Below are 25,058 nucleotides of genomic sequence, written 5' to 3'. Positions count from 1 at the left end.
AGAGGTTTCGTCCAAACGAGGGTTTGAGCGAAAAGAGTTAATTAGGGGGATTTTTGGTATTAAGCGACGTCGCCGGGGTATGTGGCGTCGTCGTAGTCATAAAATTCAGCACGGTATTGCCGGGCCGTTATCTCGCAGGTTCCATCGTCCTGCGGCACTATCTCGGACACAATGGCGTGATACAGGTCGCTCTCAGAACTACAGAAAATTAACCGGGGAGGCTCAATTATCGGATCATCCAGCAGGATATCGGCGAACTCAGATTGATACGGGACGGATACCTGATAGTTGTCGCCTGTGGGTGATGCTTCAAACAGCCGTGATGCTTTTCCATCCTGATAACGCAGATAGACGCGTGGATTTGCAAAAGTCCAGTCCAGCGGCTCCGACACATCGAATGTGGTCACCCCACCAGCAGTAGTCATCGACTCAATCAAACACGAAATGGTGTTGCTGCCAGGGATATCATCGGTCAACACAATACGATCCCCGACGTTGTAACAGAGCGCGTCCAGTTCCGTCGTCGTTTTATGCGTCATGCGCTGCAGCTGGTATTTTCTCAGTCGGCGCATACCAATCTGGTATGCGTGATCAGGATTGCCTACCCCATCAGCCCGGTATGCCTCTATTTTCAGCGGCGTTGGGTTGCCAGGCAGACGGCATTGCACCGTCTCTTCTGCCCAGGTCGATCCGTTGATATAGGTTACGTCAACACCATCGTAATCATCGTCAGTCACCGTAACGAAATCGGTCTGCATCTCGGATACCATCTCGTGAGGGGTGATAGCCCCGGTCCAGGGTTTAACACCTTCACGACCCACTGATGCAACAGACTGGGTATTTAGCAGAAAATAACTCTTTCCGGCTGCAGCGATTTTCTGAAGCATTTCCAGCGCAGAAATACTGTCACCCGTGGCAAAATCGAAATACTCGCCGTTCGGGGTCCAGTAAGTCTGCTCCAGGGCATCTATTGCCTCAGTATCCATTTCCATACCAAGAGAACGGCCGACGTGATAAAGCGCACCAGAGATACTACGGGCTACGCCAGAGTCATAAATGCGCGTGGCCACAACGTTTACGCGCCGGTCAGACTGAGCCGCCAATTTGCCCCCCGTCTCAACCGTAACCCCCATCAGGGTGACGCCAGCATAGGATGTTGGCCGAGCCAACAAGCGACCACGCAACGCTTGCCAGTACATCGAGTCACGCGCGTTATTGCTACCCTGCTCATTGCGGCGGCGGCAGCGCACCTCAACCAGCCCAGGAGAAGAGAGATCAAAACGCTCTGTAAAACCCAACCCGTTGATATTTTTAAGCGCGTAAACCCCCTGCCTGCTCGTCCAGCCAGAGCCAGATCCATAAACACGGTACTGTATTTCCCACTCACAATGCCTGATGCGTTTTTTGCCTTTGCTGTCGAATCCGCAAATGCCAGACGGAAAGGAGAAATTCACCTCGAAAGCGTCCACCACTTCAGATTCCGGGCAGGCAAGGAACGGCCCCATCCAGGTATTGTTGTCGCTGATCCCTGTAGCCTGATAGTCAATCATCGTGCGGGGTGAGAAGCCAGACCAGGAAGGATCAACCACTCCCTCAATCAGCCGCTGAACCGTTGCGGTCGTACCGTCCGCATCCGCAATGCGGTACTCGTTGCCACGGTGAGCCAGCGCCAGCCGTTGTGTTCCCTCCGGTATCCCGGAAAATGCCACTCCGGTTGCACTCCCATACGCCAGCGTAACGTTAGCAGTTATTGCCGGACTGCCTCCGCTGGACGCGGTGCCGGAGGTAAATACAGGACTGTCGCCAAAAACGGCTACCGGTAGCGATGATGAGGTAATGTTTCCTCCGAGCCAGGGGCTTGATACCTCAGCAATCAGCACAACACCGCCGCTATCCTGCGCCAGTAATCCTGACCCGGTCAGGCCATCGTTTATCACCGCCAGCAGGCCGGAAATATTCACATAGTCTGCAACGAGGGAAATAGTGTATTCATGTCCCTGCCAGGTGATCGTAAAAGTCTGGCCGGTACCGGAGTAATCATATGTTGACGGGGAGGCATTTGCTTTCAGGCTGGCCGCATTTCCACCCACCCCGGGTATCGCGTCCTGCTTTGCCGTATAAGTTGCAATCACCAGTTCGTATTCAGTGCCGTTAATTTCCAGGGTAACCGGCATACCCGGATAGGGATTAATTTCACCCAGAGAGTTACTGGCGAGAACGCTATATCCCGACGAGGTTGAAACCAGAAAATTCATCGGGGCGACGATCGTAACAATGGCCCCCTCAACCCACGACTCAGGCAACGCATTGCCTTCATCGTCATCATCGTTGCCATCATCCAGCCCGTTAAACGTCACGGATGCGCCAGAAACGGTCATACTGTCGGCGTTGATATCTGTCGAATCTGGCGAGGTCTGGGCCATATCAAGCCCACTCCCGCTGGAAGTACCACCTACCTCTGTCGAGTTGAACCAGTTTTCACTTCGCCGATCTCCTGAAACATCTGCTCCTGGTGAATAAACGTTGTAACTGAACGAGTCCCCTAATGCTGAAATAGGTGTTGAACCCACACGGATATCACCATTTGTAAACGCGAAATTCCCCTTTCCAAGGCATACCATCATTTCGACAGTCATTAGAGTTGGATCATCAGGATTAAAGCGCGTCACTGGCTGTACGACATAATCTGGATAGATACGGCAACGCCCAAACACTTCGCGGATTGGGTCGCCAAGTTTCGCCTGGTTCGCTTTGGCTGGGTTTAAATCCAGCCCCAGACCACTGGAGGATGAATAGCCGCCTTTATCCATGTTCGACATGGTGATCAGCACATACACAGCTGAGGCTGCAGCGATGGCCGCCGCTGCCCAGGCAGCGATAGCAGTTGCCGTCACTCCCTCACCAGGGATCGGGTATACTTTTACATCGCTCTCAGCACTGATAAAGCATAAAGGCCATTCTGCCGGTGGGACCGGCTTACCATTCACCTCAAACGTAACACGCTGCACCATATCGTTACGGTAGTTATCGACATGCTGGAGCATCCAGTCATGTATGGTCGTATCCCGGTGTTCATGCGTCTCCAGCGGTTCGCCAGGCAAACGCGACGGGTAAAGGCGGATTGTCACTGGTAATACTCCACTTTCAGAAACTGACGTTCAAAACGCGCCAGGGGAAGAATGGTTACGTTGCGCCGGGGATTGCATTCAATAACATAAAGCGCTCCCTCCATTTCGACGACAACACCAAGGTGGCCGATCATATTTCCCATATAGCAGGCGGCAACCGCACCGTTGCACGGCTTGCAGGGAGTCAGGTCACGCGAAAAACTCTCGCAGACTTCCCCCATTTCAGAGCTTCCACGCTCTTTAATCACCGCCTCAAACGCAGGCCATTCAGGCAGCCCCAGGTCCCGGCGGACCTCATGTACAATGCCGTAGCAGTCGAGAACAGGAAAAGTGCGGCCGCCCATCTGCCAGCGGACAGTCAGGTATTTGTCAATGTTGAGCATAAGGAACCTATCGGGAGTAACGGAGACCCTGGAAGTACGTCAACGTGTATCTGTCACGTGGCCAGGCATAATCGAGCATATTTTTAAATCCGGCGGTGACGTTTACAGTAAGCGGAGTCCAGGAGCCTCCTTTAACCGGCATGACGTAAGGCGGCTCCGCTGGCGCGGTAAGGTCGGTTGAAATGTATTTTCTGAATGTGATGCTGGCAGTGGATATGGCATCAATGACCTTGCGAATAGCCGTGGATACAACGCCGTCGATGTTGCACAGCATAAACTTCAGGTCCTGCGTCCCGTCTTCGTTTCTGGCAGGAAGGGAAAGGACAATGGCACAGGCAATAAACGTTACTGTTTCGCCCCCCTCGGTAACCGCCGTAATGTCCTCATACCCCTCACACAAATAATGCGTCTGACCGCCAATATCGATCTGCAACGTACCAATGATGACCTCCGACCCGGAGGACGCATAAAGGCGGTTAATCGCTGTCATGTTTAGGCCACTCCCTGTTCAGAGCTATATCGAGTAAAGAACTCCCGACAATCCACTCCGGATATTTCCCCCAGCCAACTGGAGCGAGTGGACGCTCTCTTAACTCAACAGTTGCTGAATAACGCCAAAGACCGGGTTTAATAAAGGTAGGCCCCTTATAAATACCTACAAATCGGCATTTAAAAAATTTAAGGCCAACAGGTGTTTTGCATTTCATGTAAAACCATGCAACACCATCAGTTAATACATCCCTGTACCATGCTTCAAATGCCTGTGCTTGCGCGTCAGTTTTAAACTGCCAGACAACCGTATTATCAGTCGGCACTGATGTATATTTTCTACGCTGCCTGGCAAGCCCCCCCACCCTATCGGTTCGAATCATAGGATCAGTCGGTTCAAATCCATAATTATCGTACGTGGGGCCGGGGATACAATCATGAGGATAATAAATATCGGTCATTATTTCTTACGCCTCCCCGGATAAACTGATTTAAGTGATCGACCATAATTCTCAGTTGGATTAATAACCTGGGAAGTAAAATATTGCTTAAGCCTTTTTTCAGATGCACGCTGCCGCTGATCCAACATTTGGACCATTGCATCGTCCGGTTTCCCGGTGTAGGTGTTATTGAACTCAACATGCAGCGGGTTTCCGGCAAGGGAACGCTGTTTCCGCACCTGTTCCAGAGTGGCATCCAGTTTTGCTGATGTTCCTGCCGTCGTAACCCGCTCCCCTTTTTTCAGCAGCCAGGTGCCCGTTTCCGGAATTTTATCAATGCCGTCGTGCGCCATGCCAGCAAGGGCGGATGCAGAAATTGCAGCAACAAGAGGGGCTGTGACGCCAGCCGCTGCAGCCAAAGCAGCAGGAGCCAGAGCAGGACCAACAATTGGTATGGCGGCAGTAGAAGCATATGCTGCCAGTTGGGCCTGCAGGGAGGTGGCCTGCGCATTCGCTACCATAGGAGCAATGGCAGAGGCTTGTGTAGTTTTCCCCACAAGCAACTGCACCCCCTGATATACCAGCCATTGTGCAGCAAGCTGTGCCAGGGTCTGGATGACTGTTTTACCAAAACCTTCAACCATGTTACTCAGGGCATCGCCAGCATCTTCAGACTGAGTGGCAAGATCATATAACCCCTGCTGGAGATTGCTTGTTACTCCTCCGAGCGCAGTATTGGTTGTATCCGCAGCGATCTGATTGTAATTGGTGGCCATGTCAGCATAGTTTTCCCATGACGACTGAACGCCGGCCAACCAGTTATTACGCATTTCATCCTGTGCAGCGTAATAACCCTCAAGTGCGGAAAGCTCTTTCTGATACCCTTCATCTTCCAGGCTTCCCCCCTGATTTTTCCATCCCTGCCTTAATTGCGCCCTCTCGCTATTACGTTGTACGTCCTTGTCACTTAACCCAGCACTATCTGTCAGTGCAGCAGTCTTTTCCTGCATCTGAGTAACATATTTTAACGAGTTATCCTGAAGCTTATTAAGACGTTCCTGAGCAACGATCTGATCGCCAAGCTTCGCATTAACCTCAGCCTGCGCCAGAACCTTATCCTTGCTGGCGAGTAAAGATTGTTCCTCTTTACTCAGCGCGCGTGTTTTCGACGCCTCTTCTATAACCGCGAATTTTGACTGTAAAGACCACAAATTTTTGCGTTGCTGACTGATGGTATCGTTAAGCCCCGTATGCTGTTGCAGCAACTTTAACTGCGTCATCAACTGCAGGGTTTCGGCATCAGTCTGATCAGAAGAACGATCACCAGCAGAAACTTTAACGCCTTTTGGTTTCGGCGTTTTTTTTAAGGTGGCCTCATATTCTTTCTTGGCTGCGGCCATATTGATGGCGTAATCAGCCTGTAGGATATGTCCTTCTTTCAGAGCTTTATTTAATTCATTCTGCCTGGCAGTATACTTTTCAAGCGCAGTCTGCGATTTAGCATAATTGGCTTGTGCTTGAGCGGCATATTTCTGTTTTTCAGATTCTGCCTCCGCTTCCTTTTCGGCCGCTGCTGCGCTGGCTTTGGCAATACCTGCTTGCTGCTGCGCCATATCAAGAGCCAGTCGGGCCGACTCCCTGTCATTCCAGAAACGGGCTCTGGCTTCATCGTTTACATAGCGATCATTTTTCCTGAGATTCCAGATGTCATCAGCCTGCTTAAAAGCTGATTGCGCCTTGCTTACCATCTCCCCTGCGGTGTCAGGCCGCCCCAAATCCAGAGCAGCATCCCACATGGATTTAAACGCGCGTTTCAACGAATCAGCAGAGCGCTCAATCGTTCCCATGTTATCGATCAGGCTCTGAGTCTGGGTGTTAAATCCCTTCGTCGCCGCATCATTAGCCGCCTGAAGTGCAGCGGCTTCATCTCCTGAACGTTGTAACTGAGCAACGTAATCAATCTGCTCAGCTGTCACATTATGAAATTGTTGCGCCATCGCAATCAGGCCGGACGTCGGGTCATTGGTCAGTTTCCCGAACGCTTCCGCAACCTTTTCAATGGGGATACCAGATGCCGTAGAAAATTTTGCAACTGACTGGCTTAGTTCATCAAAACGCGCACCCGCCCCCACGCCAGCATTAATTAATGCAGTCAGAGAATCAGTGGTTTGATCAAAGGTGAGTCCTGCTTGCTGTCCCGATTTTGCCAGTACCAGCATTCTGTCGGTAGTCAGACCAGCCGTGTTACCTGATAGCGTCAACGTCTTATTAAAATCGGAAAGGGTTGACGTTCCCTGATAGAAGATATATCCAATTCCGGCACCTGCGGCGGTCAAAGCTGCAACCCCAACGGCCAACGGACTTACAGCTCCAAGTAATCCTCGAAATGTTGGGATCAGGCCGCCAAATGAGTCTTTAACCTGACCGCCTTGCTGTAGCAAAATTAGCCATGGGCTCTGCCCACCAGCTAACTGAGTTGCGACATCAGTAAGCTGCGCAGGCAACATGCGCATTGCATTATTGTATTGGCCGATTGAAATACCGGCACGTTTTGCAGCACGCTCCTGCCGCGTGAAAGCTGCGGTGACCTGGGCTGTACTGTCGTTCGCGGCTCTACCTAACCCGCTCAGCTGCTTATTCAGATGAGCAACTTCCTCATCAAATTTTGCGCTATCGCCGTCAATTTTAACGACCAGATCACCCACTGGCTGGGACATAGCGAACTCCTCCAGGAATGCTTTCGGCTATCGACATAAGTTGCTCGTCTGAATCCAACTCACTTTCTCCCTCACGTTTTGATAACAAACTAAAATCAAGGGAGGTAATTCCGTGTTTATCCGGATCGGTGAAGAGACTGACAGCAAGATAACTAAGATTGGCAAAATGAGAGTCCAGGAGGTCGTCGCTAAAACAATTATCCTGGTAATACTCAATCCATTCGAACCATTCAGAGGAAGACATTTCCGAAAGCATTGCGCGCCAGTCTGGCCGTCCAAACTCCCTGGCTAATCGCATAGCAAAGCGACGTGAGCGGGTCAGGACTTTTCCAAATCTGGCTCTTCCTCTTCTTCAGTTTTCTCAGGGTCATTATTAACTGGTGGGATCATCCCTGAAAGCATACGCACAAGTAATGCAGCGCTGCCCAATAACCCTGGTGGATATTTTCGTATAATTTCAGGGAAAATATCTTTCCCTTCACGTTGCTCTTCATCCGCCTCGCTCAAGGATAATGCAACGAGCATGGCCTGATCACGCATAGTCAACAAGGTGGCCAATTTAAAGTTTTCTTCAGGTGTGCTTTCCTCTGATGGTAATGACTTCCGCTCTTCAACCATAAATTCAATATATTGCATTCTACTGTAAGCCGATAACTCAAACAGTAAAATACTCTCACCATCGGGATTTAACGTGTCTTTTTTAAGATAAGTCATTTCATTACCTTTCGCGGTGCCTTAGCACCGCTGACGAATATATTAAGGGTTAGTCGAAGCGTTATCTTCAGCCAGAGAAGGTTTACCTTTATTGGTGATTTGTGCACTACGGGTAATAACTTCGTTTCGTGAAATAGTCTTACCCAAACTATTTACCCAGCCGGTGAAAACATCAACTGCCCCATTTGGATATTTAATTTTGTAAGATTTTTCATCACCACTCATAAACCAGTCAACCAGATCCTTCTGGCCAGATTCACCAGGTTTCCAGGCAAGTGTTACGCTGGTTTGACCGGCTGACTTAACACCCTGAGCTGTTGCATCCCAGTCAGGCGCATCATCATCAATATAGGAATCATCATATGATTCTGCAGTCAGTTCCCCAGGTGTTAATTCCTTAACCTTTGCCGTTCGTGTCCAGCCGACATCACTTAACGGATCATCGTAGGGATCACCAGTTCCGGTATAAATCCAAAAAGTTGTCCCGGCACCTTTCGTCGGCGTGGTAGGTGTTGGAGTTGGCATATAGTCCTCACATAATATAAGTCAGGGAATATTGGAGATCGGCGGAGCCCCATGTAGTGGCTTCATCGTCACGTTGGTAGTCGTACCCGGCAACGCTGATGGTTTCAACGATACTGGCAAGCTCAGAAACGTCAGCCATGGCCGGATAGATGCGGGTTTCCATCCATTTATCCAGCTCGCTATCGGTAGCAGTTGCTTTAAGGAATACTTCAATGTGAAGGACAGCCTCCCACTCTTCCTCATCAATACTGCCGCCCGTCGCCTTTGCATCAGTAAGATATACAGCGACCGCAGGTAACTCTTCTGGAGCCAGGAAAGCTGGCCGACCGTCATACCAGAATATTTTTCCGGAGTTGATTGACTTCAGTTTATCCAGAACAGCTTTTCGTACTTGCGGGTGAATCATTTTGTTACCAGCCTTATCTGATTTTTGATCGCAGCCATCATTTCTTTTGGCATATCAGATGCCATCAGTTTGGGAAGTTCTTCTTTGAATGCAGCAGTCAGGGGGGTGGCCAGAGGTACTTTCACCACTTCTACCGGGTAACGAGATTTACTGGTTCGTCGAAGAACATGCCAGCGACCATTATTAAGCTGTTGCACAAAAGCACCAGGGAAGCTGAAATTCCCAATCTTCAGAACGCTTCCAGAACTACCGTTGTCGCGCTTTCGTCGTGAAAGTTGAACTCGTACTGGCCCCAGCTTTATCGCCGGGAGGTTGCCGCGATTTACCCGGATGGTAGCCATTGGTTTTTTAGGGCTTGCCCGTTTAAGTTTGGCGCGCTGCATGACCAGTTTTCGCTTAACCTTAGTCTCTTTCGCCACTCGCGTAGAGCTGCGGCTGATTGCCCTTCCAGCCACCCGGTTAATGGACTGGGATGTCGCCCGAGGAATGGCATTTTTACTGATATTGCTCAGGTTCTGCCTGAGATCTTCTAGCCCTTTAATCGTCACCTGTGACCTCCTCAATCCAGATTTGCGGCTTACCATTAAAGAGGAGCCATCGGGTAACGGTGTAAACCTGACTTTTATAAATAACCTCATCTCCCCGCGCCGACTGATAGCCAGCGCTGAAGATAACCAGGTTAATCCCATCCCCCGCGACTGGCCCCAGCTCAGGCAGCAGGTGACTTTCAACAGCAATATGCTCATCGCCATTAATAGTCACCGTTCTTCCCAGCCTTTTCGCCGTCAGTTCATCCATTCTGCCAGCCATATTGTCAAAGGCATTAGCCATTGATTTTGACTTCCAGGACGGTAACGCCTGCCGCAGCATCCTCCCAGGCAGTCCCGGCTAACACCGCATCGGTGTCATCCAGCTGAACATTTCCAGCTTTGAGATATACCTTTTCCCCGGCGGTCACGGCATCCGTTGGCAACTTAGGTAAAAGAAAGACACCTTCAGCGAATCCGTCGCCTACATCACCCGGCTGAATATCGGTAATTGCAACCGCAATCATCCCGCCTAAAGAAACGGGTGTACCGCTGAGAATTTCCTCGGTACCAGAATTTTTCACGGGGATGGTTTTGCCGTCTTGCACATAATTTTTAGCCATAACGTCTCCTGTCAGCCCCACAGGGCTGATTTCAGGTATAAAAAAAGCCCTTCCGGGCGTCGTTTTCAGAACTGTAATGATTACTGGCCGCTGGATTTCACCAGGCCGCGGTAATCAAGCGGCGCCACACCAGCATCGATACGAACTTTTGTAGCGATACCGTCAGTGGTAAACCCTTCCTGTTGATCAATGTAAGGAGTATCAACACCATTCAGATACGCAACTTCGATGGTGTCCGTCCCTTTTGCCGCCATCAGATACCAGGCTTTTGCGTCAGCTTCGTCAAGGCGGGCCTCTGCAATCACATCTGCAAAATTCTGGATCGGGTTAATAATCCCGGCGTTAATATCCGCCCCTTTTACGCTCGCTGATTTAATCGTCTGGTTAGCCAGTGTCTCCAGCGCGACCGGCACCAGCATAAATGCCGGGCGGATGTTCAGAGATCGTTCTCCCTCTTTCTGCAGGCGCATCAGTTTACGGGCATCGTCCAGGCTGCTGACGGAAATAGCACCGGTGGACAGGTTCTTGTGGTCTGCGTGGAATAACGCCTTACCATCTGAGAGTTTTGGATTTTTGGTCAGAATGGCGTAAACAAGGTCACCGATAGTCGCCTTAGCGGCACGGCCCATTTTCATCGGAACATCTGTGAGCTGGTTCAGATCATCATTAATGATTGCCTGGCGAGTGATGGAAAAAATTTCTCCGTAGGTGGCTAGCGCGATGGTTTCCCCTTTATCGCCGGTAGTCACATACTTATATTCAGCGCCTTCGCGAACCTGCCGCAGAGACGGGAATCCGCCCATCCCCACACGATGCGCTGTCTTAAAGTCCGACAACTGGCCTTTCTTTGTCCACTGCTCAAAGGTTTCTGCAGCTTCGTCCCAGCCCTGCAAAATCGATTTGTTGGCGACATCAAGAAGGATGTTGCCAAAATCAGAGGTGCTGTGCGTCAGCGCCAGCCCTACCATCTGCATCGGGTTATAGCTGGATACGCCAATTCCCCGCTCAGTCAGGGCCATGCGGGCATATTCACGCAGGGTCATGCCGTTGTAGACATTGTCACGTTCCTGATCTTCAAATCCGGCACGCGCCATCAATGCCTGGCGAATACCATCGGCGACAAAATTACCGTTACCTGCATGAATATGCGCTGGTGTGGTTTTCGCCGATGGTGAAGCATCTTTACCCAGCAGCGCCAGCAGTTTGTCTTTAGCCTGATCGACAGAGCAGTCCATATCTGCTACACACTGCGCCTGCAGTTCGGCGTGTTTACCACCAAACATCGCAAAGAGGTTGTTAATACCATTAACGCGATCCTTTTGCTCAGCGATTACCTGAGCACGAATGGTGTTTTCGTCAATTACGGAAGGTTGGCTCACCACCGGCTGCTGCATTTGTGGTTGCTGGGAATCGCGTTGCGTGGTAGCTCGCGGCGGCGTTAACATGTTGCGAATATTTTTTGGCATCTTTTCGAAGTCCTCAATACGTTTAGACTGGATACAGGCCATAGCCTGAAGAGAGGGGGTGACCTGGTCGGCAAAACCCATAGCGACGCATTCTTTGCCGTCCATCCATGTTTCATCTTCCAGCATCGCCGCTATTTCATCGGGGCTCTTACCCGTTTTCTCTGCATAAGCAGGGATCAGAACAGACTCAACCTTGTCCAGAAGCTCTGCGTAGTCACGCATATCGTTGGCATCGCCACCAGCAAAGCCCCAGGGCTTATGGATCATCATCATGGTGTTTTCAGGCATGATGACCGGATTACCTACCATAGCAATGACCGAGGCCATAGACGCGGCCAGACCGTCGATATGAACGGTAATTGACGCACCATGATGTTTAAGAGCATTAAAAATGGCGATGCCGTCAAAGACATCGCCACCAGGCGAATTGATATGAAGATTAATATGGGTCACATCACCAAGCGCTTTAAGGTCGTTAACAAACTGCCGGGCGGTCACGCCCCAGTAGCCGATCTCGTCGTAGATATAAATTTCTACCTGATTGTCGGCGCTGGCCTGCATACGAAACCACGAATTACTTCTTGCGCTGGCTTTCGGACGACGGGGCGTCCGGTTCTTTGACTTCGGCACTGGTGCCTCCTTTATCGTTTGCAGGATCGGTGTCATACACCAGTCCCAGTTCGCGGTTATCATCAACTTCAGCCTTGCGACGACGTTTCACATCATCCGGATTGCGTCCGCTAGCTCGCACCCAGTCAGATTCTGTCGCAGCACCACCTCGGATTTGCGCTTTCCAGGCATTAGCCTCTTTAACTGGGTCGATCCACGGCATGACCGGACCGGAATAAACTGCGGTGTAAAGAGACGCCATATCCAGCCCACGTGGTAGCTGAATTTCGCCAGAAGCCACCGCCATTTTTAACCAGTTTCGGTACATTGGCCGGGTGATTGCGCCGATGAACCAGTCCTGAAGGATCAGATAACCATCTGTTGATTCAACCAACTCCTGGCGCTGGGCACTGTATGTTCCATCGTAGTTTCTGGCTGTACTGGAGAAGCTGAGACGAGCACCGGCAGCGACAGCGCGCAATTGTCCATTTCGGAATGTTTCAAGGTTAGGGTTTGGTCTGTCGGACTTGATCATCCCGATGTCTTCACCGGGCAGCAGATCATCATAAATAATGCCTGGCTCAATCATTACGTCACGATTGTCTTTGGTGGTATCGTCCGTAAAACTTTGCCCGTCTCCTTTTTTTATGTACATCCCCAGCGCAGCTGCAATACGTGCTGCCGTTAACTCCGCATCCTCGTATTCTTTCAGCGCACTGAGGCGCATGAGCACACCAGAAAGGAGAGAGGTCCCTCGGGTCTGATGAAGACGGCGGGTAAATTTGAGATGAAGCATATTCCCGGCATCGACATCTTTCGTATCCAATTGACGGCCGGTAACAGGCAGACTTTTATAAACCAGGTACTTTTTCGGGCGCCCCCAATTATCGACATAAACCCCCTGACAAAGTTGCTGTGACTCATTGTTGGTCATCGGCACAAAATCAGCCTCTAGCGCTTCAAGCCAGAAAGGTACGCCAGCCACTGGATCAAGTCCCTGCGCTGAGCCACTCACCATCTGAGCGAAAATTTCCCCGTCCCTGAGCCAACTCCTGAGCATCAACCGCTCAAGCATCGGGCGGGTAAACTGTCCCGTAACCTCAGGGCTGACTGACCATTCGGCCCACTTCGTTCTGATTTGTTCTGCCAGTTTTTTTGCTATATTTCCGTTTTTTAGAACCGGGTGTGGCTCAACAATAATTCCTTTAGCTCCAACTACCCTTTCCTCGAGCTTATCGAATACACCAATAACCAGATCGTGGTTATTGTCCAACCAGCGAGCCTGTTCTCGAAGTGAAACAGCTCCCATCTGACTAAGCTGGTTAGCGGAACGATTTTCCCTGCGGGCCTTATGCGTACGAGTAGGCTTAACAGCTTCATATGCCTGTATCATTGCTCTCGAACGTAACCGCGCCGCTTTCCATCCAGGGGAAAAGACGCCAATCGCATCATCTAACAGGCTCATGGAAACCTCGCGAGTTTATAACCAGGTCGCCCGTGACGTTGAGCCAACAGGGATGCAAGACGGCGCTCCCATTCCTGACGCCCCTTGCGGATTTCGGACAGGTTCTCAAGCGTCATCTGCTGTCCGTTGAATGTAATAGACTTTCCATCCAGCACAGCTATTTCCGCATCGGTATAACGCTGGATAATGGATTCAATATCGGTTTGTTTCACACCCAGCCTCCTGATGATGTAGTCCACGGATTGTTTTCAACATCCGGCTTATTTGCCTTCCGTTTTTTTCTGCTATGGGTCGTTTTTGCTGATAACGTGGGTGACACTTCGCCAGTTTCCGGCGTGCTTTCTTCGATCCACGTTGTCCGCCTCGCCCATTCAGGCGCATCCGGCCATTTGATCTTTTCGTATCCGTGCAATATGGCCAGCGCATCGGCATAAACGAGTAGATCGAAAGCTTCATTCGGACCTCGGCCCGGTTTGCTCCATTTTCCATCGGGTGAACGTTCCTCATAGGTCAGCTCATCGTAAAACCAACTGCCGAGCCATTTAGGGAAATGCACATAGTTCGGGCCGGGTGATTCTCGCCACAGGGCGTTATTCACCTGATCTTTCAGCGCATCAGTCTGAAGAAGGTAAAGCGGCACATCGCCAGCGGCTTTTGCCCGGCGAGTTGATCTGTCAGTGTTATCAGGAAATGTTCGGGTAATTAGTTTTGAGCGTCGGACACTGTCGCCCTTGAAGAGGAAAATCTTTTTACCAAGCCCATCCCGGCGGCACTTACGCCAGAACTTATAGGCGTTATCGGTGACACCATCCTCACCGCCGGAATCGACAGCCATCGCCATGAGCCGCATGCGTTTTGAAGGGTTACTCGCTAAGGGCCATGACTTTTCGAACACGTCAGACAAAAGTAAATCCCAGTCTTCCGGGTAACTTGCCGGATCGATGGAGTAACATTCACCGTGCTCGTTTGCCCGCAGAGACTGGCGGATGTTGTAGCGATCGACCAGCCATCTCTCACCCTGCTCACCGTAGCCAGTCACCTGAACCACGAAACGACGGGATTTACCGCCCTGCACATCAACGGTTGCAGTCATAAAGAGCACACCATCTGGTACAGATCGCTTCGGCACGTCTTCAGCGCGTCGTTCGAGCAGCTCACTCTTACGTTGTTCGAGACTGGCTCGGGGTAGATAAGGCCGACCAAAGTCGGTATTAACTACCGTTTTCAGCGTCTCTTCACTCTGGGTGGACTCATATTCCTGCTCAGCAGTCAGGAATTTGTATATCATCTGCGACCATGTCTGATATGCAGCCGCAGGCCCCTCCATCCAGAATGAAGCGATGCGTGATCGCCGCGGCTCCCCAAATCTGTTGCCATCACGGTCTATTTTTTCTCCATCGCGTAACCAGACATGGCGGATATTTAGTTCACGTTTCATATCTGCGGTGATCTTGCCTTTGCAGGCCGGGCACTGGAGATATGCAGACTCACTTGCCACAACGGGATCGGGGGAATCCCGGTAGCCCGTCATATTTGCAACCTCCGGCTGAAAATATTCTCCGCAATGCGGGCAAGGCCAGTAAAGGCGGCGGCGGTCACCACGATTAAACAACGATAATATGCCGGTAGTCGGCGGTGCCTCATGTGCAGTGTTTGGTCGCCATTTCGTGTCACGAATATCTCGGCCAGGTGAACTCTCAACCAGAGTCATGCCGCTGGACATAAACGTAGTGGTACGTTTCGAACCCAGGGAAAATGCATCACCTTCCCCGTCGATATCTTCAGGAAAGCGGTCATAGTCAGTTAACGCCACGCTTTTATAGTCTGACGACGACATAATGTTGACTGACGGCCAGCCCAGTTTGAGATAGTTACCGGCCCGGAAGGTGCGGTCGTGAACGTTATTGTCGTTACGACGCGGACTGAGTCGCGATTTTACTTCCGGACTACACCGGAATGTGCGATCGAGGCGTTTCTTGGAATGTTCACGCGCTTTCTCTTCGGAGACCTGAATAACCAGCATGTCAGCGGGATCACAAACGATGTTGTAGACAATCCAGCCATCAATCAGGCCAATCGTTTTCCCGGTTCGGGCCGGTCCGACAAACACCACCGCATCATATTCACGGGATGCCAGACAATTCATCGGCTCAATAATATAAGGGGCCAGATTGGGGTCCCATGGTACGGAGTTACCCGCCCCCATCGGCACACGCATATATGAGCTGACCGCATCGGCCACCTGCATACGACGTGGGGCACGAAGAATACCGGAGACATCGCGGCGTATCCCCTTGGCAGATGCCCGTTTTGTCATCAGTCCTCCTCTGGCTCATCCTCCTCTGGTTCAGCGTCCATTACTTTTTGGGCAACCTGATCGCGCAGGTCATCAATCACGCTTTGCACGCGTGATACCGCAACCGGCGTAAGTGCACAGTCGCGCTCAAGAATGTCCGGAAGTGTTTCAAGTACCATGACGACGGCTTTCGCCATCATTGAAAATTCACGTGCGACGTCTTCGGCGGGGATAAGTTGCTTGGTATCTACTTCAAATTTCAACCGCTCGTTTTCTGCTTTCCAGTGAGCGAGGCGATCAGGGGGTGTCATCTCTTCAAGATTCGATGAGGAAACCGTCGGGATCATTAATTCTGTCAGAATATCGGTGACAAGATACAACTTAAGTTTGCTGTTGCTTCCCAGGGCGGGACTGACATTTTTTAGCCTGGTAGCGACGGTCTGACGGTGTACGCCAGTAATCCCGGCAAGCTGGTTGATATTGAGTTTTAAAGTAGCGATTTCCTGGTCCATGATGGTGAACACTTTTTATACGCTTCGACATCATTGAAAATCCGACATCTGGAAAATCAATAACCTGTGCACATGATGATGATGACTATGAAAAATGAAAACTAGCCGTTTTCCGCGAGTCCGCCGCCCCGTGGTAACCTCCCCCTCCGGGAGGACCCGTAAATGATAATGAATATCATTTGCATAAACTCGATAGAAATCACAACAAATAGCCATTTAGACGTCCAAACGTCCAATAGTTCCATTCTGACTATCTATAATGATATTCATCCGCATTATCAAAGCCCCTCTCGATGTGAAGGGCTTCTGTAATGCCATCAGCTGGATTGTTCGGCACTATTTCCAAACAGCACCAACGCTTCCGTCGACTCTTGAAGGGCTTTAATAGTCCGGGCCACCACTTCAGATTCAGTTGTCACGCGGTTGTACTGCTGGATGAATAGCTGATACTTGAGCGGGCTATCCTGAACGAACTCAATCGCCTTAGCCGCGGCCGCGGTGTCGTAGTTCAGGGTGGAGAGTAGATTTAGTCGAATCTGTTCTGCAGGTGTGATCTCTGCCATGTGTTACCTCTAAATATTTATGACATAAAAAAGCCCCGCATATGCGAGGCTATTCCTATATGTGTTGATGCTAAGGCTGCGTCTTGCTGACCACATACGAATCAACGATTGCGTCTTTATTCAACTTCACTACCAATGTTTTACCCTGGCCCACACTGAATGCCGTGGCATGGGCATAAGTCCAGGTATAGACCTTATTGCCTTCTGAGTCGACCGTCACTGTTGATGGCTTACCAAAGGTCGCAAGCACTGTCTGCTCTGTTGTCACACCTTTCTGGATAGACGCTACATCGCTCTCAGAAAAATCCTTTCCTACAGTTGCGCAGCCCGCCAACAAAACTAGACCCAGTGCAATAATTAGCTTCTTCATGTTCACCTTCCCTTTTGAATGGAGAACATTATCCTACCCTAGCCAAATGGGTTTATACCATAGTGAGGATAATTACTGCTTTATCCCTTCAAGGGGATAATATTGGGGCAATTAGCCAGCACTGATTTGTTGTGCGCCAGAATGTCACGTTTGGTCTGCTTATCCAGCACGTCGATATCGTGGTCGGTCAGGTAGATGATCCGCACCCAGCTGCAGGCCGTATCAACGACTACCGGTGCGGGTAAACTTTTCGCGCAGCTCCCGATCAACATCGTCATCAGGCATATGGCTAACATTCTGCTGTACATCACTGGCCCCTTTCATGACTTCCGCCTTACGTTCTGCCGCGGCGACGGTGGCGGCGGTGTTCTCTTCGGTACGTTGCTGATCAGCTTTGGCTTTCGCCTTACTGGCCCCGCGAGCATGACCAATGCCGAACGCGCCAGCAATAGCACCCAGTATGACGACCACCAGTCCCGCGATAATTTCAAAGCTCATTGCTGCTCCTTCAGTTCGTCGGCCTTTTCTTTCAATGCTGGCTGGCGTACGTATTGCGATAGTACGGCCAGCACCACCAGCGCAGGGCTAATCAACGCAACGATGTTTGGCGGCAGGATGTTTTTGATATCCGGCGGCAGCACCGCCCAGGCGTGCAGCGCAGCATCCGGGAACGACTGCGCCCATACACCAACCAGCGCGCCGATAGCTCCCAGCTTTACAGACCACGTTTTCAGCAGCAAGCTGGCATGCCCTACGAACTCCAGCCGGGTATATTTGCGCAGAAGTAACAGAACGAGCACAGCCACCAGCACAAGCAAAGCGAAAATGATCATCTTCACAGGACACGCTCCTTAACCCAGCCGTAGAGAAAATCCTCGTTGGCTTCGCGGCCCTCCGCCAGTTCGAGGTATCTGGCACCCTGGCTGCAGTTCAGCGCACGCAACAGAACCTGTTCACCCTCTTTCCCGCGGGCTGAAAGATATCCTTTAAGCGCGGTGATAGTTCTGGGACCAATGGCGCCATCCGGGATAAGGTCGGGATACAGCTTTCCGCGCATATTCATTGCGGTCAGCCAGCGCTGGAAAAACTTACTGGCGACAGATGGCCCCATGTTCACGCCAGTGTCGCAAAGCTCATCTGCCAGTAACGTAGACAAACTCGCCACCTGGTCGAACCGGGGGCCGGTCCAGTAATCGCTCAGCAGGATTTGCTTTGCTGTTTCCCTGGGCAGGTTTCGCATATCACCAGTGTAGCCATGTGCACGAGCTGTGGTCTGTGTGATGCCCCAGCGGGTTGGCCCGCCTTTATCAGATGGGTGATCAACATAACCACCTTCTTTTCCGAGGATCCCCTCGATAATCTGGTCTGCTGTCATTGTGCTTTCACTCCGGTGATTCGTTCCCAGAAATACGTGAGTGCTACGGAACCCATGGCACCACTAATACCGGCAGTAGCCAGTATCATGTAAATACTCAGGCCACCTTCAATGCTGATGAGCCCACCAATAACCCCGGTAAAAGCCGAAACCACAATCTGCGCAAAAGCATTTATCCAGCTCCATTTTGCTTTGCCCTGCTTCACATCCATCAGGAATCGGACAAGGCCGCCCCAACCAGCAATGATCAGCAGAGCCAGCCAGGTGATTCCGGCCATGCTCTCTTTGTCTTGCATATGCTTTGCCATAGGTTCACCTCCGGGTTAACGGGGTGCTGTGTGTTTGAAAAGGGTCAGGCCCATCGGGCTGATTTAACAACGAGCCGTATCGAAGATGATTCCCGTGAGCCTGAAATGAAAAAACCCCGCCGAAGCGAGGTTGGATAAAAACAGTTGCTTAATTTCTTTTAAATTAATCCTTCCTCTTTAAGAAAGGAGAAGCCTTTTGAAGTAATAGAAGTGGCGATCCAATGAGAGTCAGCTTTTGATTGCACTGCTGTAATGTATCCCAGTTGGTATAGCTGTTCTATAGCCGAATCAATTTTGTAGGGATGCTCAAAAGGGAAGCTGGTATGTTGGACCGGCACTTTTAAGTTGGGGTCCGTCATGAGAATCATGATTTCTTTATGATGCAGGGTAATAGCCATGTCTAACTCCTCTTTGTGGGGTTAACACGTATTTTACCATGCTTTAATGGGCCATTTTGGAGTGGCTATTTTTCGCACAAAACCCGCCTTTAAGCGGGTTTTTTTGGTTCTGCTGCTCAGTTCGCTTTAACGCCCCGAGCCTATCACAATTCAAGCACTTTCCGCGCAACTATTCAAGTAAAATCTGTCGCCATTTGTGCCAAATGCGTCACACATTGGTGCGTAAAGCATCGATTCTGCAAGATTTAGCCAAACATCGATCCTGCTCTCACAAGTCCGCAAGCACCATTCTGGATGCTTTTCATTTAGCTCTTTCGCCATCGCCTTCTTACTCATGCGGTAGACATATCGATCCTTGATTAACTTATAGAGAGCTTTATTACCGGAACGCACAAGCTGAGCACTAAGCACAGAATCAATTATCAACCCTTCCTCGTCAGTACAAAACGCCAGTCCGCTTTTATTTTTACCACTGAGGATTTCCTTAAAGAACGCTTCCAGCTCCGGCTTGGTAATGCCTGATTTTTTCATACGGCGCAAAGCATCGTTTATAGCGGTCTTCGTTATCTTCCCTGACGCCAACAGCTGATTGAACATATTTCCACCACTACCGCCGCCGATGTAGGACCAGCGGCCCCACATACGCAGCTTCCCTTGTATCCAGATGCTTTCCAGAGTGCGGAGGCGAACCATTTCACCTTTTTTCCCAACTTCAGACGGATTAATCATTGGATATTCACCCCTTTTATCTGGCACGTAATCATTTCAATGCTGTTGTTACATTCGTTTCCCCAGCGGTCCCATCCTTTCCACTCTTCCCGAGCGAATAGTTCGATCCGTTTCACATCACCGTATAATTGCTCCAGTCGGTTCCTTACTTCCCACGGTTTAGCGCTGTGCTCACCGAGGCAGGTGTGAACAACCTGTTTTACCGATGCGCTGGCGCGGGTTAGTCCGGTTCCCCTGGTCGCTATCAGGACGTCTTCTGTATTGCTCCGGGTATGATTGCCGCCGTTCATGCGCGTCTCACGGTCCAGCATCTCAAGCAGATCATTGAAGTCCACCAGCTCACCGGTACTTAACGCCTTATTGAATCGGTCAGCCGCGTTCTGATTCAACTTCACCCAGGTAAAGCCTTTCATCGTTCTGACCCGGAATCCCCAGGATTCAGCAAGTTCTGCAGCCTCGCGGTTATGGGTCCCCGTATACCACATCGCCAGTACGGCGTTATCAGCAGCCAGAGACCAGACAGGGAGCCGTTTCAGGTCTTCAATGCTCATTGTGCTGTAATGATTACAGGCTGCGCCGTTGCTAATTCGGTTGCCGTATTCCCACGGCGGATCACAGTAGATGAGATCGTAATTCATGCGGCCCTCTGCTTTTTCAGTTCGCGAGTTTTACGGCGGTATTTAGCCGCTATGTTTTCCAGGTCTTCTTTTGAGTAATGCTTCGCTTCGTGTGGGCCTTCCAGCCATTCCACCAGCGGCAATCCATACCACTCGATCAGCGTCTCCCTGTAGCGGGCATGTACAGTGGCATTCTTTGCAGCGAACCGACCCGATCCACCATTACAGGCTTTGCACTGCCGGTAAGCATTCTTCTCTTCAAAGCGCAATTCAGGACGAGCGCCTACCCCCATGAAATGACCGCAATCCCACTGGCCGCCAAAGATCATAGGTGGGTGATAAGTGCCACATGATGGGCATGGTTTCCCCTCGTCGCGTTCACGGATAAAGGCATTAAAGGCTGACTGGGCTTTTTTGATGTAGTCGCCACGGGTAAGCAGAGCCTTTTTGCGCATCTTCAGCTTGTCCTTCTGTTCCGCCTCCGCTTTTTTTTGTTTCAGCGCCCTGTTGTGGGCTATAGCACAGAGCGGGCCACAAACCTTTTGCAGGTTGCGGGCCGGAGTGAAGGTTTCACCACAGCTGGCGCACTTCTTCGGTTTGTACGTTTTCACCTTTGCAGCCGCTGGTTTCTTCACTGTTTCATCCCCCGGTGAAATACCCACTCGAATACTTCTGAACCGTTAAGCAGCAGATCATTAAAATCACCCTGCGCAGGCCAGCGCACGGAGACACTTTCCAGATCATTCTTCGCGTGCAGATTCGCCGCAGCGCATTCAAAAGCGGCGGCATGCCCAGCAGCGTTTGCATCTGAGTCTGCAAAAATAATGAGGTTCTTTACGCCAGCAGGAACACGGAACTTCTTCATGAATGCAGTGTTCATCGTCGCCCAGGTATTGCACTTAGTGATCTGATGGCAGGCCAGCGCCGTTTCGATACCTTCTGCAATACCCAGCGTGGAGGACGTAGGGAACATGCGGATAGCAACAGACTTAGCAAATTCCAGATAACTATCTTCCTGCAGCTTCATCATCTTCTTGGCTGCGCCACCTGTTTGCGCCTTTTTATCACCATCAAGCAAGGTGCGGTGCAGGTAACACAGTTCGCCACGGTCATCAGTTGCCAATGCATAAATAGCCTGCAGGTTTTTCCCGTCTACTGGCTGCTTATCGCAGAATCTGATGCTCTCAGAAGGCAGGGAATTGATACCCCTCCCTTTCAGGTAACTATCTGCCCCGGTTCCGCGCAGCGGGGTGAGCTTTGCAAACTTACGACTGACCTTTTCACGCTGTTGCGCCAGCGATGTACGTACCGGATTTACTCTGGTGCGGTCTGAGGTGTACTCGTTGCCGATCAGGCGGTCTATTTCTGAGGCCAAAACCTTAAACTCTTTGCCAGTCTTAGCGGTCAACAAGGCCCAGCCATCACCAGATCCACACACGCAGATGTATGAGCCGGTGCCGTTTTTATTGTCGCAGCGGAATTTTCCGGTACGGCCACACAGAGGACATTCCCCCTTGAGATGGTTTTTCCCGGTGATACCAGGGAGACCATAGTGTTTAAATATTTCCGCCCAGCGACCAATCGCAGCTTGTTTGGTATTCATGCGGCATCTCCTTCTTTCTCTTTTCTCTTCGCAAAGGCGATCTGTTTTGATTTGATGAAATTCGTTACTTCCGGTGTGATTTGCTGCGGGGTGTGATGTAGCCCCCGTGGCCATACAGAGAATTTTTGTTTGTAGGTATGCGCACACCAGCCATCACTGACCGGGCGTCCCTGCGCTGCGCGGGTGCGCTGGTAAAAAAGAATCTGAGACCACCATGATTGCTTCTGCTCAGCGGTATATTTGACTTCCGCTTTGCTTACCTTTTTCAGCCCACGGGATTTATCTGTTTCCACGTCTTCCCCGGCGAGTGGTTTAAAGCCACATTTCGGGCAGATGTATATCCCGGCTGGTTTGACGAAGTGGCACTGGCTGCATTCTTTCGGCAGCTTTTCTGCTTCATCGGTCTTTACGGCTCTCTGCGGTGCTTCTTCCATGCCGTCAGACGATGAAGGGAGATAGTCGTATTCAATATCGTCGGGATAGCCCAGCTTATTAACCGTGCCTGTGTGGTCGAAGATGAGGCAGTGATCTTTACCAGGAGCGGCACGCAGGCCACGCCCAAGAATCTGAATCCAGCGCATTTCGCTTTTGGTTGGCCGGGCGAAGATAATGCAGCGAACATCACTATCAAAACCGGCTACCAGAACACCAACGTTAATGATGATTTTGGTTATGCCCTGTTCGAAGCGGCGGATCGTGAGCTGTCGTTCGTCGTGCGGTGTGCTGGCTGTCATAACTTCAACCGTCACGCCAGCGCTGGCAAATTCAACCGTGACAAAATTGGCGTGAGCGACATCGACGCAAAAACAAATCGTCGGGCGGTCTTCGCCGTTCTCCAGCCAGTTTTTCACGATGTCGCCTACCAGCTTGGCTTCGCTCATTACCTGGCTGAGCTGGTTTTCTTTGTAGTCGCTGCCATAGCCTGCTACGTATGACGTTTCCACTTTAGACAGATCAGGATGCGACGGTGCATAGAACTCATATTTGCTCAATGCACCAATGGCGATCAGTTCCTTCATGGTCGTTGGCTTAATCAGGCGCTGGTAGTAATTGCCCAAGAACTTAGCGAAAGGCGTACCGGAAAGGCCGATTACCTTCGTTGCTGTGTTGCGAGTGAGATTGTCGATAACCTCCAGCAGTTTTTTGCGCTTCAGGTGGGCTTCATCAACGATCAACAGGTCGATATTGTCCGGGAACTCACGGCGAATCAGCGTATCCGCACTGGCAATCTGGATCAGAGCTGTGGGGTTGTATGACGGGTGATCACGCCAGACATAACTGATTTCTTCGCCAGGAAGGCCGTATTCCATGAACCGGGCTGCGGTCTGGTCCAGCAGAACCGTGTACGGAGCCACAAACATTACGCGCATTTCACGGCTGACAAAGCCATCTGTGATAAGCGCTGCTATTGCTGTTTTACCGAATCCTACAGGGGCGTAGAGCATGAAGGAGTTATTCTGTTTCCAGGCGCTGCGCAGCATGTTTAACGCAACGACCTGCTTTTCGCGGGGCTGGATGTTAAGCATTTGCAGTAACCTCCCCGAAGGCCATAGCCACCAGCTCGGCGATGACAAACTTAGTGCGCTGACGCTGAACCGACAACGTAACGGTTTTGGTCCCGTCTTTGCGCTGGCGGCCTTTAAGAAAACCTCCGTGAATGTGTCGAATAAAATATTCAGAGTTAGCCAAGCGCGGAACACTGCGTACCCGTCCGAGGTTGCTGACTTCGTAGGCTTTGGAATACGGCTCAACCGGAACCGGGGCCCATTTTTCGTTAGCGTCTGAATAAATCATTTTTGCTCCTTTTGGATGTCTAAACGTCCGAACTTCCAAGCGACGTTTTCAACCCCATACAGTGATCTATCTGTTAGATCGTTCTCTTCTGGTAAAGCTGTTCCAGCCCTTCGGGCTAAAACCCAACACCGCCCCCTTTCCCCCAACCCAGATTCAGAAAATCAAACCCTGGGTGGGAGCGACGTATATCCCCTAACCGCTGGGGTATACCTCGTGCAAAACTCTCGCAATCGGCGGTTTGCCATCCGTCGTGCGGCGTTCTGCTGCCGGAATGACACCGGCTCTGCATCAAACGCTTCCTGGTACGCCTGCGCATACGCCATCGCGATTTTTTCCCGCATACCTGCCGGGAGTGTTGCCAACTGCTCTTTAATCCACGGGGCGTCCTCACGAGCAAAAACCGTGGGCATAGTCACGTGGAAATATTCGTCTTGGTACATTGGCCCTCCTGCTTGCGTGGTGAGCCTCACAGAGTTAATTACCCTGAATTTGAAGGTCCATTTGGAGTGTCGTCAGGGGAGCAAAAGACCATGAAAAGCAGCGCTAAATGCTCCTGCCACTTAGCCATGACCTGGTAACTGTTCGCTTCAATTTGAGCGCGTTCATCGCGATCTATTACGCCGTCAGCGGTTGCCTTCCGAAGGTATTGAGAGTGTTTTCCTATCCATTCAACCGACTCCATCAGTCTTTGGTTGATATCCCCGTTATCGACATCTTCAACATCGGTAAGCGGTACGAAAACTCCTCCAGAGGCTTTCGCAATAGCATTCGCTATATGGTGTGAACCACCAGCGCGCTGGAGAACCATTGCCCACCCAAACGGGAATACCTGATCGCCATCAGTACGCAGACGGTTGAACAAGGAGTTCTCAGTCACATCAAGCCATTCGGCTGCTTCTGCATACCCGCCAGGTAATTCCGCGATCGTCTTTTTGATTGCGGCCACCAGCCAGGCTGGCTGTTTCTCGACTTTCCAATCAGGTTGATTACCCACGGTTTAC

At 50.9% G+C, this 25,058-nt stretch carries 32 protein-coding genes and 1 pseudogene; all 33 read right to left on the bottom strand.

Features of this window, described 5'->3' with window-relative positions; all coding sequences use genetic code 11:
* Positions 1–59: 59 nt before the first annotated feature.
* The gene (locus IB144_RS07500; protein WP_149358960.1) at positions 60–3,128 is read right to left on the bottom strand and encodes a host specificity factor TipJ family phage tail protein; all 3,069 of its coding nucleotides are present in this window, start codon (positions 3,126–3,128) and stop codon (positions 60–62) included.
* Complete coding sequence (locus IB144_RS07495; protein ID WP_048269234.1) at positions 3,125–3,511, bottom strand: hypothetical protein; 387 nt, start codon at positions 3,509–3,511, stop codon at positions 3,125–3,127. The genes IB144_RS07500 and IB144_RS07495 overlap by 4 nt, the downstream gene beginning before the upstream one ends.
* 7 nt (positions 3,512–3,518) lie before the next feature.
* Entirely contained in the window at positions 3,519–4,001 is a 483-nt protein-coding gene (locus tag IB144_RS07490) for a DUF1833 family protein (RefSeq protein ID WP_023320802.1), read from the bottom strand.
* Complete coding sequence (locus IB144_RS07485) at positions 3,988–4,461, bottom strand: hypothetical protein (protein ID WP_023320801.1); 474 nt, start codon at positions 4,459–4,461, stop codon at positions 3,988–3,990. Before IB144_RS07485 ends, IB144_RS07490 begins: the two co-directional genes overlap by 14 nt.
* Positions 4,461–7,157, bottom strand: a complete 2,697-nt coding sequence (locus IB144_RS07480; protein ID WP_149358959.1) for a phage tail length tape measure family protein — start codon at positions 7,155–7,157, stop codon at positions 4,461–4,463. Before IB144_RS07480 ends, IB144_RS07485 begins: the two co-directional genes overlap by 1 nt.
* Positions 7,138–7,413 (bottom strand): phage tail assembly protein T, encoded by a 276-nt coding sequence (locus IB144_RS07475; protein WP_025714419.1) that lies wholly within the window; start codon positions 7,411–7,413, stop codon positions 7,138–7,140. The genes IB144_RS07480 and IB144_RS07475 overlap by 20 nt, the downstream gene beginning before the upstream one ends.
* A gap of 62 nt (positions 7,414–7,475) precedes the next feature.
* On the bottom strand, positions 7,476–7,871 hold the full coding sequence (locus IB144_RS07470; protein ID WP_023320799.1) for a phage minor tail protein G: 396 nt from the start codon (positions 7,869–7,871) through the stop codon (positions 7,476–7,478).
* 48 nt (positions 7,872–7,919) lie between these two features.
* Positions 7,920–8,396: pseudogene (locus tag IB144_RS07465) on the bottom strand (phage tail tube protein); the annotation flags it as partial.
* A gap of 7 nt (positions 8,397–8,403) precedes the next feature.
* Positions 8,404–8,802: a phage tail terminator protein gene (gene gpU / locus IB144_RS07460; RefSeq protein WP_040088794.1), complete on the bottom strand. Its 399-nt coding sequence runs from the start codon at positions 8,800–8,802 to the stop codon at positions 8,404–8,406.
* A complete protein-coding gene (locus IB144_RS07455) occupies positions 8,799–9,350 on the bottom strand; it encodes a phage tail protein (RefSeq protein ID WP_020804335.1) in 552 nt (183 codons plus the stop codon). The genes gpU and IB144_RS07455 overlap by 4 nt, the downstream gene beginning before the upstream one ends.
* Positions 9,340–9,633: a sugar ABC transporter ATP-binding protein gene (locus IB144_RS07450; protein ID WP_020317349.1), complete on the bottom strand. Its 294-nt coding sequence runs from the start codon at positions 9,631–9,633 to the stop codon at positions 9,340–9,342. Before IB144_RS07450 ends, IB144_RS07455 begins: the two co-directional genes overlap by 11 nt.
* A complete protein-coding gene (locus tag IB144_RS07445) occupies positions 9,626–9,952 on the bottom strand; it encodes a capsid cement protein (protein WP_020804328.1) in 327 nt (108 codons plus the stop codon). The genes IB144_RS07450 and IB144_RS07445 overlap by 8 nt, the downstream gene beginning before the upstream one ends.
* An 80-nt stretch (positions 9,953–10,032) precedes the next feature.
* Positions 10,033–12,048 (bottom strand): ClpP-like prohead protease/major capsid protein fusion protein, encoded by a 2,016-nt coding sequence (locus IB144_RS07440; RefSeq protein ID WP_149358961.1) that lies wholly within the window; start codon positions 12,046–12,048, stop codon positions 10,033–10,035.
* The gene (locus IB144_RS07435; protein WP_020804347.1) at positions 11,993–13,492 is read right to left on the bottom strand and encodes a phage portal protein; all 1,500 of its coding nucleotides are present in this window, start codon (positions 13,490–13,492) and stop codon (positions 11,993–11,995) included. Before IB144_RS07435 ends, IB144_RS07440 begins: the two co-directional genes overlap by 56 nt.
* Entirely contained in the window at positions 13,489–13,704 is a 216-nt protein-coding gene (locus tag IB144_RS07430; RefSeq protein WP_014228569.1) for a hypothetical protein, read from the bottom strand. The genes IB144_RS07435 and IB144_RS07430 overlap by 4 nt, the downstream gene beginning before the upstream one ends.
* Positions 13,701–15,809 carry a phage terminase large subunit family protein gene (locus IB144_RS07425; RefSeq protein WP_149358958.1) on the bottom strand — a complete coding sequence of 703 codons (2,109 nt, stop codon included), beginning with the start codon at positions 15,807–15,809 and terminating at the stop codon, positions 13,701–13,703. The genes IB144_RS07430 and IB144_RS07425 overlap by 4 nt, the downstream gene beginning before the upstream one ends.
* On the bottom strand, positions 15,809–16,300 hold the full coding sequence (locus IB144_RS07420) for a DUF1441 family protein (RefSeq protein WP_149358957.1): 492 nt from the start codon (positions 16,298–16,300) through the stop codon (positions 15,809–15,811). The genes IB144_RS07425 and IB144_RS07420 overlap by 1 nt, the downstream gene beginning before the upstream one ends.
* A gap of 317 nt (positions 16,301–16,617) precedes the next feature.
* A complete protein-coding gene (locus IB144_RS07415; protein WP_048985257.1) occupies positions 16,618–16,863 on the bottom strand; it encodes a DUF2560 family protein in 246 nt (81 codons plus the stop codon).
* A 70-nt stretch (positions 16,864–16,933) separates the two neighbouring features.
* On the bottom strand, positions 16,934–17,233 hold the full coding sequence (locus IB144_RS07410) for an outer membrane protein assembly factor BamE (protein ID WP_048985255.1): 300 nt from the start codon (positions 17,231–17,233) through the stop codon (positions 16,934–16,936).
* A gap of 80 nt (positions 17,234–17,313) precedes the next feature.
* Positions 17,314–17,505: a hypothetical protein gene (locus IB144_RS07405; RefSeq protein WP_149358956.1), complete on the bottom strand. Its 192-nt coding sequence runs from the start codon at positions 17,503–17,505 to the stop codon at positions 17,314–17,316.
* Positions 17,456–17,731, bottom strand: a complete 276-nt coding sequence (locus tag IB144_RS07400; protein WP_149358955.1) for a hypothetical protein — start codon at positions 17,729–17,731, stop codon at positions 17,456–17,458. Before IB144_RS07400 ends, IB144_RS07405 begins: the two co-directional genes overlap by 50 nt.
* On the bottom strand, positions 17,728–18,072 hold the full coding sequence (locus tag IB144_RS07395; RefSeq protein ID WP_004190674.1) for a hypothetical protein: 345 nt from the start codon (positions 18,070–18,072) through the stop codon (positions 17,728–17,730). Before IB144_RS07395 ends, IB144_RS07400 begins: the two co-directional genes overlap by 4 nt.
* Complete coding sequence (locus IB144_RS07390; protein ID WP_004884314.1) at positions 18,069–18,608, bottom strand: putative peptidoglycan-binding domain-containing protein; 540 nt, start codon at positions 18,606–18,608, stop codon at positions 18,069–18,071. Before IB144_RS07390 ends, IB144_RS07395 begins: the two co-directional genes overlap by 4 nt.
* The gene (locus IB144_RS07385) at positions 18,605–18,904 is read right to left on the bottom strand and encodes a phage holin family protein (RefSeq protein WP_024176410.1); all 300 of its coding nucleotides are present in this window, start codon (positions 18,902–18,904) and stop codon (positions 18,605–18,607) included. Before IB144_RS07385 ends, IB144_RS07390 begins: the two co-directional genes overlap by 4 nt.
* Before the next feature lie 170 nt (positions 18,905–19,074).
* Positions 19,075–19,314 carry a hypothetical protein gene (locus IB144_RS07380; RefSeq protein ID WP_021313635.1) on the bottom strand — a complete coding sequence of 80 codons (240 nt, stop codon included), beginning with the start codon at positions 19,312–19,314 and terminating at the stop codon, positions 19,075–19,077.
* A gap of 150 nt (positions 19,315–19,464) precedes the next feature.
* A complete protein-coding gene (locus IB144_RS07375) occupies positions 19,465–20,043 on the bottom strand; it encodes a DUF1133 family protein (protein ID WP_087851072.1) in 579 nt (192 codons plus the stop codon).
* On the bottom strand, positions 20,040–20,681 hold the full coding sequence (locus IB144_RS07370) for an MT-A70 family methyltransferase (protein ID WP_087851073.1): 642 nt from the start codon (positions 20,679–20,681) through the stop codon (positions 20,040–20,042). The genes IB144_RS07375 and IB144_RS07370 overlap by 4 nt, the downstream gene beginning before the upstream one ends.
* Positions 20,678–21,295 carry a recombination protein NinG gene (locus IB144_RS07365; protein WP_064116190.1) on the bottom strand — a complete coding sequence of 206 codons (618 nt, stop codon included), beginning with the start codon at positions 21,293–21,295 and terminating at the stop codon, positions 20,678–20,680. The genes IB144_RS07370 and IB144_RS07365 overlap by 4 nt, the downstream gene beginning before the upstream one ends.
* Entirely contained in the window at positions 21,292–22,263 is a 972-nt protein-coding gene (locus IB144_RS07360; protein ID WP_038806620.1) for a toprim domain-containing protein, read from the bottom strand. Before IB144_RS07360 ends, IB144_RS07365 begins: the two co-directional genes overlap by 4 nt.
* The gene (locus IB144_RS07355) at positions 22,260–23,789 is read right to left on the bottom strand and encodes a DEAD/DEAH box helicase (protein WP_032432308.1); all 1,530 of its coding nucleotides are present in this window, start codon (positions 23,787–23,789) and stop codon (positions 22,260–22,262) included. Before IB144_RS07355 ends, IB144_RS07360 begins: the two co-directional genes overlap by 4 nt.
* Positions 23,782–24,057: an NUMOD4 domain-containing protein gene (locus tag IB144_RS07350; protein WP_004104272.1), complete on the bottom strand. Its 276-nt coding sequence runs from the start codon at positions 24,055–24,057 to the stop codon at positions 23,782–23,784. The genes IB144_RS07355 and IB144_RS07350 overlap by 8 nt, the downstream gene beginning before the upstream one ends.
* Before the next feature lie 161 nt (positions 24,058–24,218).
* Positions 24,219–24,497, bottom strand: a complete 279-nt coding sequence (locus tag IB144_RS07345) for a hypothetical protein (RefSeq protein ID WP_149358951.1) — start codon at positions 24,495–24,497, stop codon at positions 24,219–24,221.
* A gap of 38 nt (positions 24,498–24,535) precedes the next feature.
* Positions 24,536–25,051, bottom strand: coding sequence for a YmfL family putative regulatory protein (locus IB144_RS07340; RefSeq protein WP_085808063.1), 516 nt, complete (start codon positions 25,049–25,051; stop codon positions 24,536–24,538).
* Positions 25,052–25,058: the final 7 nt, after the last annotated feature.

This window comes from Klebsiella sp. K4, assembly GCF_014596785.2.
GTDB lineage: Bacteria > Pseudomonadota > Gammaproteobacteria > Enterobacterales > Enterobacteriaceae > Klebsiella > Klebsiella pneumoniae.
The sequence above is the reverse complement of the archived record's forward strand: the minus strand, read 5'-3'. Positions and strand labels throughout refer to the sequence as shown.